At 72.0% G+C, this 8077-nt stretch carries 6 protein-coding genes and 1 pseudogene; 4 read left to right on the forward strand and 3 right to left on the reverse strand.

Going from position 1 to position 8077, the window contains the following annotated elements:
- The first annotated feature begins 204 nt into the window (after positions 1–204).
- The 3 genes and pseudogenes from B4M60_RS09615 to B4M60_RS09625 all read left to right on the forward strand — a co-directional run bounded on the left by B4M60_RS09615 (position 205) and on the right by B4M60_RS09625 (position 3927).
- Complete coding sequence (locus B4M60_RS09615) at positions 205–1161, forward strand: sterol desaturase family protein (RefSeq protein ID WP_291082916.1); 957 nt, start codon at positions 205–207, stop codon at positions 1159–1161.
- 10 nt (positions 1162–1171) lie between these two features.
- A pseudogene (locus tag B4M60_RS09620) lies at positions 1172–2644 on the forward strand (FAD-binding oxidoreductase).
- Between the two features lie 8 nt (positions 2645–2652).
- A complete protein-coding gene (locus B4M60_RS09625; protein ID WP_291082843.1) occupies positions 2653–3927 on the forward strand; it encodes a class I SAM-dependent methyltransferase in 1275 nt (424 codons plus the stop codon).
- Positions 3928–3999: 72 nt separating this feature from the next.
- On the opposite strand, the gene B4M60_RS09630 is transcribed toward B4M60_RS09625, so the two are convergent.
- The 3 genes from B4M60_RS09630 to B4M60_RS09640 all read right to left on the reverse strand — a co-directional run bounded on the left by B4M60_RS09630 (position 4000) and on the right by B4M60_RS09640 (position 7189).
- Positions 4000–4872: an anti-sigma factor gene (locus tag B4M60_RS09630; protein ID WP_291082846.1), complete on the reverse strand. Its 873-nt coding sequence runs from the start codon at positions 4870–4872 to the stop codon at positions 4000–4002.
- Positions 4869–5459 carry an ECF RNA polymerase sigma factor SigK gene (gene sigK, locus B4M60_RS09635; protein WP_291082849.1) on the reverse strand — a complete coding sequence of 197 codons (591 nt, stop codon included), beginning with the start codon at positions 5457–5459 and terminating at the stop codon, positions 4869–4871. The genes B4M60_RS09630 and sigK overlap by 4 nt, the downstream gene beginning before the upstream one ends.
- 68 nt (positions 5460–5527) lie before the next feature.
- Complete coding sequence (locus B4M60_RS09640) at positions 5528–7189, reverse strand: molybdopterin-dependent oxidoreductase (RefSeq protein ID WP_414646779.1); 1662 nt, start codon at positions 7187–7189, stop codon at positions 5528–5530.
- A gap of 83 nt (positions 7190–7272) precedes the next feature.
- Here B4M60_RS09640 and B4M60_RS09645 point away from each other — a divergent pair, with 83 nt between their 5' ends.
- Positions 7273–7950, forward strand: coding sequence for a fasciclin domain-containing protein (locus tag B4M60_RS09645; protein ID WP_291082853.1), 678 nt, complete (start codon positions 7273–7275; stop codon positions 7948–7950).
- The last annotated feature ends 127 nt before the right edge of the window (positions 7951–8077 follow it).

Raw genomic sequence — 8077 nt, forward strand, 5'->3', positions numbered from 1 at the left:
GTGGAGATCAGAGCTGTGGAGCGGGGGGTGCGTGCGGCTGCGGTGGTCGACTGAGACACGGGGGGTCCTCCTGGGTCGGTGTCCGGCGCGGGGAGTGGATGACAGGCACGGGATGTGGATGCCAAGGGTAAGAGCTCGCGAGGCGGAACCGGGGCTGTTCGGCGGGGCCCGAGTGAGTGGTGTCACAATCGAGACGTGACCGAGATGGGTTTTGCGGAGGCGTTGGCACGGGGGGTGGGGGCGCTCGCCGACCCCCTGCGGGAGCCGGTGCTCGTCGCCCTTCCGATCTTCGTGCTGTTCGTGGCCGTCGAGTGGTTCTCGGCGAGGCTCCTGCAGGCCCGGGAGCCCGGGGGGTACCAGGCGCGCGACGCCGTGACGTCGCTGATCATGGGCGCGGCCTCGCAGGCGTTCTGGCTGGTCGGCAAGCTGGTCGGCCTGGTGCTCTACGCGGCGGTCTGGGTCTACGTCGCGCCGTGGCACCTGCCGACCGACGCGTGGTACACGTGGGTCCTGGCGATCGTCGGCACCGATTTCCTCTACTACTGGTACCACCGGTCCGCCCACCGCGTCCGCCTGGTGTGGGCCACGCACCAGGCCCACCACTCCAGTGAGTACTACAATTTCGCGACCGCGCTGCGGCAGAAGTGGAACAACTCCGGCGAGATCGTGGCGTGGCTGCCACTGCCGCTGCTGGGCGTGCCGCCGTGGATGGTGTTCACGGGATTCTCGATCTCGCTGGTCTACCAGTTCTTCGTCCACACCGAGCGCGTCGGACGGCTCTGGTCGCCACTCGAGTGGATCTTCAACACCCCGTCCCACCACCGTGTCCACCACGGGTCCGACGCGGAGTACCTCGACCGCAACTACGGCGGCATCCTCATCGTCTGGGACCGCATGTTCGGCACCTTCCGGCGCGAGACCCATCGTCCGACCTATGGCCTCACCACGCAGGTGGACTCGTACAACCCGTTCTGGCTGCAACTGCACGAGTACGTGGCCATCTGGCGCGACGTCCGGTCGGCGCGCTCGTGGCGTGAGCGGGCGGGTTTCGCGTTGGGCCCGCCGGGGTGGCGGCCCGCGGGGATGGCCGCCGCGACCCCCGCCGCGACCCCCGACTCGCCCCCCGCCGGAACACCCCCGTGGCCCGCCGACCCTCACTAGGGTGGGGCGCATGGGAATCGCGGCGCGCCTCACCGGCCCGCTCATCGTGGGTCCGGAGCGGCACGCGGAGGGCGTCCGACGGCTGCTGGCCAGCTTCGCCGCGGTCCCCCCGGGCGAGCCCGTCCGGCTGGCCAAGAAGACGTCCAACCTCTTCAGGCCGCGCGCCTCGTCGTCGTCGCCGGGCCTGGACACCACCGGCCTCACGCGCGTCGTCTCCGTGGATCCGGACGCCCGCACCGCCGACGTCCAGGGCATGTGCACCTACGAGGACCTGGTCGACGCCACCCTGCCGTTCGGGCTGATGCCGTACGTGGTGCCGCAGCTCAAGACCATCACGCTCGGCGGTGCCGTCACGGGACTCGGGATCGAGTCCACCTCGTTCCGGCTGGGGCTTCCCCACGAATCCGTGCTCGAGATGGACGTCCTCACCGGCACCGGCGAGATCGTCACCGCCCGCCCCGACGGCACCGACCGCGAGCGTGCCCTCCTGCGCGGCTTCCCCAACTCCTACGGCTCGCTGGGGTACGCGGTGCGGCTGCGGATCGCGCTCGAGCCCGTGGCGCGGTACGTCGGGCTCCGCCACGTCCGGTTCGACTCCCTCACCGCGCTCCAGGAGGCGGTGGCGCGGATCGCCGAGGAGAGGATCTACGACGACGAGGAGGTCGATTTCCTGGACGGGGTCGTGTTCTCCGCGGACGAGTCGTACCTCTGCCTGGGGCGGCGGACCGACGAGCCCGGGCCGGTCTCGGACTACTCGGGTGTGACCGACAAGCAGGCGGTCTTCTACCGCTCGATCCGGCACGGCGGTCCCGCCGGCTCGGTGGTCCGCGACCGCCTGACCATCCGCGACTACCTGTAGCGCTGGGACACCGACTGGTTCTGGTGCTCGCGGGCGTTCGGCGCGCAGAACCCGCTGATCCGCCGGCTGTGGCCGCAGCAGCTGCTCCGCTCGTCGGCGTACTGGAAGCTCATCGGGCTGGACCACAGGTACGACCTGGGCAACAGGATCGGCGCGCTCAGGGGCGAGGGGCCGCGCGAGCGCGTGGTGCAGGACGTCGAGGTGGCGGTGGACCGCACCGCCGAGTTCCTCGACTGGTTCCTGCGCGAGGTCCCCATCGAGCCGCTGTGGCTGTGCCCGTTGCGGCTGCGCGAGTCCACGCCGGCACCGGACCCGGGCGGGGGACGGGGCTCGGACCGGCCCTGGCCCCTTTACCCGCTCGCGCCGGAGACGACCTACGTCAACATCGGGTTCTGGTCCTCGGCCCCCATCGCCCCGGGCGAGGCGGACGGCGCGTGGAACCGGCGCATCGAGCGGGAGGTCTCCCAGCTCGGTGGGCACAAGTCGCTGTACTCGGAGGTCTTCTATCCGCGCGAGGAGTTCGAGCGCCTCTACGGCGGTGTCCACGCGGCGGGCCTCAAGGCGGAGTTCGACCCCGAGGGACGCTTCGCGACCCTCTACGACAAGGCGGTGGGTGCACGGTGAAGGACAGGATGACGATAGGGGAGATCGTCGGGGCGTTCGCCACCGGTGAGCCGCCCCTGCGGATCGAGGCCTACGACGGGTCGGCGGTCGGACCCGCCGACGGTGACCTGGTGCTACATCTGAAGAGTGAGAAGGCGCTGCAGTACATCATCACGGCGCCCGGCGACCTGGGGCTGGCCCGCGCGTACCTCATGGGCGAGCTCCAGGTGGACGGCGTCCACCCGGGCGCGCCCCACGACGTGTTCGGCGCGCTGGAGGTGTTCCGCAAGACCATGACGCGGACACCCGATGCGCGGACGATGCTGCGGATCGCCCGGTCGGTGGGAGCGGAGAACCTCACGGTCCCGCCGGTCCCCGAGCAGGAGGTCCGGCCCCCGTGGCAGCGGTTCCTCAACGGCATGCGCCGCCACTCCAAGGCGCGCGACTCGCAGGTGGTGAGCTACCACTACGACGTGTCCAACCGCTTCTACGAGCTGATCCTCGGGCCGTCCATGACGTACACGTGCGCCTGCTACCCGGACCCGGACGCCTCGCTCGAGGCGGCGCAGGAGAACAAGTACCGGCTGGTCTTTGACAAGCTCGGGCTGGAGGCCGGCGACCGCCTGCTGGACGTGGGCTGCGGGTGGGCGGGCATGGTCCGCTACGCCGCGCACCGGGGGGTCCACGTGATCGGCGTGACGCTGTCCGCGGAACAGGTGGAGTGGGGCCGCGCGGCCATCGAGGCCGAGGGGCTGGGGGACCTGGCCGAGGTGCGGCTGATGGACTACCGGGACGTCCCCGAGCGCGACTTCGACGCCATCAGCTCGATCGGCATCACCGAGCACATCGGGCGCAGGAACTACGGCGACTACTTCTCCCGGCTCCACGGCTACCTGAAGCCGGGAGGCCGGCTGCTCAACCACTGCATCACCCGGCCGGACAACTCCCGCTCGGCCAGGGCCGGGCAGTTCATCGACCGCTACATCTTCCCGGACGGTGAGCTGGCCGGAGCGGGGACGCTGCACGTCGAGGCCGAGAACGCCGGCTTCGAGGTGGTGCACGAGGAGAACCTGCGCCGGCACTACGCCATGACGCTCCGGGACTGGTGCGCCAACCTGGTCGAGCACTGGGACGAGGCGGTCGAGGAGGTGGGGGAGCCGATGGCCAAGCTGTGGGGGCTCTACATGGGCGCCTGCCAGTACGGATTCGAGCACAACAAGATCCAGCTGCACCAGATCCTCGCCGTGCGCCTGGGCGACACCATGACCTGGGACATCCCGCTGCGTCCGTGGTGGAGGCCCTGACCCGACCCGACCTGACGCTCGACCCCTGACCCCTGAACTCAGGGCGGGCCGGGCGTCAGGTCGGGTCGAGTGTCAGGTGAGGTCGAGCGCGAGCAGCACCTGGCCGGTCGGCGCCGGAGAGCCGCCCGCGGGCTCCTCGGTGATGCCGATCTGATCGGAGCCCCTGATGCCCTCGAGTCGGGCGGACGGGGACGGTCCCACCTGGCCGGATTCCATGGTCCCCGCCGAGATCGGCTCGTGGTCACCCATCAACCAGATCTGGTACGCGCGCCCCTCGGCGGGCTCCGGCAGGCCGGTCATGGAGAGGACCGCCATGTCCGCCTCCTTGGACGCGAGCACCGTGGCGTTGCCCGTCGCGCCGATCTCGCCGCGGGCCACCTCGAGGTCCTCGGCGGCCAGCAGGGACGTGATCCGGTCGGGCATGGTCGCCGACGGCGGGGCCGCGACGGGCAGGCCCCCCTCCGGGGCGGTCCCGTCGGTCAGTCTGCCGATCGTCACACCGGCCGCCACGAGCGCGACGGCGGCCGCCGCGGCGAGGAACATCATCGCTCCGGGACGCCGGCGCGCACGCGCCGCGCCCAGGTCGACGACGGTCCCGCCGCCACCGGACCGGTCCTCGTCCGACTCGGTCCCCCCGGCAGCCGCCGGGTCCGGGGTGGATCGCGCGCGAGGCGCCTCCTCGGCCACGAGCTCCAGGACGCGGTCCCGGAGCGCCGGCGGCGGGGGGACGTCCAGGTCCGCGTCGGCGACCAGGTCGGCCGCGAGCTCGCGGGTCGAGCGGATGTGCGCGAGCATCGACCTCCGCTGATCGGGCGTCGCGGACACGAGGGCGTGTTCGACGGCGTCGGCCTCCTGTGGGCTCAGGGCGTCGAGGGCGTAGAGATCGAGGTCCTCGGGAGGAACCGTGCCCGGGGACTCGGGGTGGTCGTGGTGCAGGACGGTCATGACAGCTCACCTCCCAGGCAGCTCTTGAGACGGCGCATGCCGTCGCGGATTCGGGACTTGACCGTGGGGAGCGCGGCGCCGAGTCGGTCGGCCACCTCCCGGTAGGTCAGCCCGGTGAAGTACGCCATCTCTATGGACTCGCGCTGGTTGTCGGTGAGGGTCCCCAGGCAGCGGCGGACGTTGGCGGCGTCCTGGTCGCGCGAGATCTGCTCGGTCACCTGCTCGGCGATGTCCCCGGCGTGGGTGACGGCGGTGGCCGCGTCGACCTCGTCCCGACGGGTGGCCGAACTCTCCGACCGCACCCGGTCCACCGCGCGGCGGTGGGCGATGGTCAACACCCAGGACTGGACCGACCCGAGCGCCGGGCTGTAGCCGGATGCCTGCTTCCAGACCTGCAGGAACACCTCCTGCACGGTCTCCTCGGCGTACCCGGGATCCCGCAGGATCCGGAGCGCGAGGCCGTGGACGCGGGGAGCCATGAGGTCGTAGAAACGGGCGAACGCATCGAGATCGCCGGCCGCCGCCAGTTCCAGCAGGCGCCCCGGGTCGGCCAGCGAGGTGGCGGTGGGTTCGGACACCCTCGACATTCTAGTGCGAACCGGCCGCGGTGCACGGGACGGGCGGGTCCCGGGCCGCGGGGCGAGGAGGACGGCCATCACGCCACCACCCGGAAGGTGCGGTTGTGCCAGCCGGTGGCGCCGTCGGGCACGGGCGTCCGTCGGGTCTCGGTCTGGACCTCGCCCGTCGAGTCGGTGGCCCGGACGTGCAGCGTGTGCAGTCCGGGTTCGGCGTCCCAGGTCCACGACCACATGCGCCAGGTGTCGACGGAGTACTCGGCGGACAGCCGGGCGTCCTGCCACGGCTCATCGTCGACCCGCACCTCCACCCGGTCGATCCCCCGACGCTGGGCCCACGCCGTACCGGCCACCACGACGGGCCCCGGGGCGAGCTCCGCCAGTGGTGCGGGCCTGTCGATGCGGCTGGCGGTGCGGATCGGGCCCTTCTCGCCCCAGCCGCGATCGGTCCAGTAGGCGCTGGCGCGGTCGAAGCGGGTCACCTCCCAGTCCACCACCCACTTGGTGGCCGAGACGTAGCCGTAGAGGCCGGGCACCACCTGCCTGACCGGGTAGCCGTGGTCCAGGGGAAGGGGGTCGCCGTTCATCCCGACGGCCAGGAGGGCGTCGCGGCCGTCGAGGAGGGCGTCCAGCGGCGTGCCGGCGGTCCAGCCGTCGACCGAGGTCGAAAGGAGCATGTCCGCCCCGGGCAGCGGCCCCGCCTCGGCGAGGAGGTCGGCGATCGGGAAACCGGTCCAGCTCGCGGTGCCCACCAGGTCGCCCCCGACCTCGTTGGACACGCACGTCAGGGTGACGATCCGCTCCTGCGCCTCGCGGCGGACCAGGTCCCCCCAGTCGATCTCGACCTCGCGTTCCACCATCCCGTGGATGCGGAGCCGCCAGTCGGCGGAGGTGATGGTGGGCACGCGCAGCGCCGTGTCGATGCGGTAGAAATCCTCGTTCCGCGTGAGAAAGCCCGTCACCCCGGGGGCGTCGGGGACGACGTCGGCGGGGACCGGCGGGGCCGCGTTCCGGGAGAGCACGGCGGGCAGGCGCAGCCCGGTCCGGTCGGCGAGGACGTCGGCCGCCCTCCGGCCGAGGGCGGCTCCGGTCGCCCCCGCGGCGGCGATCACGGCGAGCGACGATCCGGCCAGTGCGAGGAAGCGTCGCCGGTCGGGGTGCTCCGCCGTCACCGGGCCAGCGTCGCCGTCAGCGTCACCGTCCGCGTCACCCTGCGCCCGGGACCGGGGGGATTCGGCGTAGAGGGCCCCGATGAGAAGCCGGAGGGCGAGCACGCCGGCGGCGGAGCCGAGCAGCGTCGGCACCGCCCACGCCGGGCCGCCCGTCGGTCGGGTCGCCGCGGCGAGTGCGCCGACCACCCCGAGCACCAGGATGATCGCGGAGCCGGTGGGGCGGTGGGGACGCTCCACCAGACCGGAGAGAGCACCGACCGCGACCAGGATCACGGAGAGGCCGAGCAGCAGCGCCGGCTTGTCGGCGGTGCCGAGCGCGTCGATCGTCGCCTCGCGGACGACCGCCGGGGCCCGGTCCACGACCGTGTCGGCCACCGCGAGGAACGGGGACGAGCGGCTGTCGAGGGCGCCCGCGATCGCGTGACCCACCGCGAGGGCGACACCGGTCGCGAGGAGTCCCGCGATCGCCCGGGCCGCGACGGGGGGATGTTGTTGGCCTGTCTTCACATCTGGTGTTCGGAGCGGGGCCGCCGTCGGACCGGTCGGAGAAAGTTCCGATCCGACACCCATCCGGCCCCGCCACAGTGTCGAAGTACCGGTGACCCAGCACACGGGCCCCAACGACCGAGGGCTCCATCGAAAGGACCATCATCATGGGCATCAAGATCTCCCGACGCATGGCATCTGTCGCGGCGGCCGCCGCGGTCAGCGGGCTCGTCCTGGCCGGCTGCTCCACCGACGACGGCTCGTCCGACGCCGAGGCGACCTCGTCGCCGATGGCCACCTCCTCCGCGATGGCCTCGTCCTCCGCGACCTCGAGCATGGCCGCCGACCCGGCCGCGATGCTCGTCGGCCCCGGCTGTGCGGACTACGCCGAGTCCAACCCGAGCGGCCCCGCGTCGGTCGACGGCATGGCCATGGAGCCGGTCGCCACCGCAGCCTCCAACAACCCGCTGCTCAGCACGCTCGCGTCGGCCCTGTCCGGCGGCGTGAACCCGGATGTCGACCTGGTCGACACCCTCAACAGCGGCGAGTACACCGTCTTCGCGCCCGTCAACGACGCCTTTGCGGCGATCGACGCCGCGACGATGCAGACGCTGCAGACCGACCCCGAACTGCTCACCGGCATCCTCACCTACCACGTGGTGAAGGGACAGGCCTCGCCCAAGGACGTCGTGGGTGGCCACACCACGCTCAACGGCGCGGACGTCGAGGTCACCGGCGAGGGCGACGAGCTGAAGGTCAACGGCGCGAACGTGATCTGCGGCGGCGTCCAGACCGCCAACGCGACCGTCTACCTGATCGACCAGGTCCTCATCCCCGAGCAGTGACGGACTGAGGGGTTCCCCTCCTCACCCCGCCACGGTGGCCCGGGTCGACGCGCGAGCGTCGACCCGGGCCACCGGCGTGTACCGGATCAGAACCACTCGTCGCGCATGTCGAGGGTGATGCGGTCCC

Source organism: Dietzia sp. UBA5065, assembly GCA_002415925.1.
Classification (GTDB): domain Bacteria; phylum Actinomycetota; class Actinomycetes; order Mycobacteriales; family Mycobacteriaceae; genus Dietzia.